This window comes from Mesorhizobium sp. M7A.F.Ca.AU.002.02.1.1 (assembly GCF_003998535.1).
GTDB classification, from domain to species: Bacteria; Pseudomonadota; Alphaproteobacteria; order Rhizobiales; family Rhizobiaceae; genus Mesorhizobium; species Mesorhizobium ciceri.
This window is the reverse complement of the sequence record NZ_RZPB01000998.1, coordinates 1-1,847: the sequence shown is the minus strand read 5'-3', so window position 1 is coordinate 1,847 and position 1,847 is coordinate 1. Positions and strand designations below refer to the sequence as shown.

At 58.3% G+C, this 1,847-nt stretch carries 1 protein-coding gene; it reads right to left on the bottom strand.

Going from position 1 to position 1,847, the window contains the following annotated elements; translation table 11 throughout:
- Positions 1-655: 655 nt before the first annotated feature.
- Complete coding sequence (locus tag EN879_RS34235; RefSeq protein ID WP_063170605.1) at positions 656-1,552, bottom strand: ankyrin repeat domain-containing protein; 897 nt, start codon at positions 1,550-1,552, stop codon at positions 656-658.
- Positions 1,553-1,847: the final 295 nt, after the last annotated feature.

The following is a 1,847-nucleotide window of genomic DNA, read 5'->3' as shown; positions in this document are numbered from 1 at the left end:
GCGTTCGGAATGGGCGTCGTCACCGGTGGCGATGGCCCAGGACGGCTTGAAGGCGCGGATCGAGGAGATCATGCCGAAATTGAAACGGCGGAAGGGTGAATGAGACGGCTTGCAGTTGCGCGCACGCGTACGCGTCCACCGAATGAGACATTAGCGCAACCTGATTGAGCTAACGAACACGCGAACAGAACAGTCGCTTGACGATCAAGGCAGACTGCGACAGCGTTTGCCGTCCGGGGGTAAGCGGCGCACGGCTCGTCGAGAGCTAGTAAAAAGGGGCAGGGGCCTTTCTCGACGAGCCTGCCTCGGACATACCCGCTCGCTAAGGGAGATCGGCGACAAGGTGCGGGTCGAGGAGATCACGCCGAAGGTGAAGAAGCGCTGACGTCGTCCTAACTTCAAATGAGCCCGGAGAGGTGGAATAGCCTGGCAACTCGCACGCCAAGGCCAATAATGGTTTGGCCATCATTGGCGGCGAAATCCCAACCGAAAAATGCTGCCCAGCCAAAAAGCAGGATTGAGAAGCGCATTAGCACATTCTAAAATAGATAAATTGAATAAGCGTTAAAGGCTTCTTTTGCGCGCTGGCATTGGCAGGGCTTCCCCAGTGCGCTTTTACAAAGGGGCGATACTGGGGAGGGACCAGGGTAGGGGTTCAGGGCAGCGGAATCGGCTTGTCGCTGAGTGTGCGCAAGTACGCGATCACGTTGACCCGTTCGGTCTCGTCCGGGACACCGGGCGTCTCCATCTTGACGCCCGGCGTTGTGAGCATGGGCCCGAAGAGATATGTGTTCAGGTCCTCATACGTCCATACACCCTCCCAGCCCAGCAATGTGTCGGAGTAACGCATACTTGCCATGGATGCCTTGTCGCGGCCGACGACGCCCCACAAGTTGGGCCCCGTCTTGGTCTCTCCCTGTGGCTCGGCATTGTGGCAACCGTGACACACATGGGTGAAGTAGGTTCGGCCTTTCTCGACATCCGCATTTGACAATTTCATCGAGATAGGGGCTGGCGTTGGCAAGACGACGCCGTGCGACAAGAGATAGGCGGCAACTTCATGTTGCCCCTTGAATTTTGCCATGTGGAGCGGTGTCTTGCCGTCCTTTGTCTTCGCATTCACATCGGCGCCGGCCTCGACCAGTGCCTTCACGCAATCGAGACAGCCGGATCTGACGGCGATGTGAAGGGCGGATTCACCGCCGCGCTGCGCATTTGGATTTGCGCCCCCCTGCAGCAACAGATTGATCAAGTCGACCCTGCGTTTTGCCAAAGCCGGCATGAGGGGAGGTCCCAAAAGCGGCGTCGGGGCAACGTTGGCGTCGGCACCTCGTTCCATGAGCAGTTTTGCCGCCGCAAGATGCCCGCCCCTAACCGCAAGATAGAGCGGCGTTGCTTTTCCATCGCTCTCGTCGACGCCGGCACCGGCGTCGAGCGCTGCCGTAATTGCCGCGACATCTCCCTTCACGGCGGCGTCGTGAATGGCGGCGGCATGCGATACAATCGGGATGTGTGCAATCAGCAGTGAAATGAAAAGCAAGGACATGCGCATTCGGCACCCCTGTGTCAAACCGGAGGACGCGGCACGCTGCGAGAAGGGATGACTTTAGTCCGAATGCTTAATCGCGGCAATGTATTTCAGCAACTGCTGTCGTAGCACATGAGTTGTCCGGATTAGGTAGCACGCGAGTTGTCCGGTTTTATCGCCAGCGAATGGAGGCTGGGGATGAAGCGGGCAGCGTGGCTAGAGGACCGGAGAATGCAGAAGTTTCGGGATTATTGAGCCGCTGGAATGGCGGCGATCTTTCGATGATGGAGGCAGGCGAGTTGCTGGGCATGTCGGAGCG

Bases quoted from the DNA above. Each gene is read 5' to 3' on its own strand.
- EN879_RS34235 (WP_063170605.1), bottom strand. From the start codon at position 1,552: ATGCGCATGTCCTTGCTTTTCATTTCACTGCTGATTGCACACATCCCG.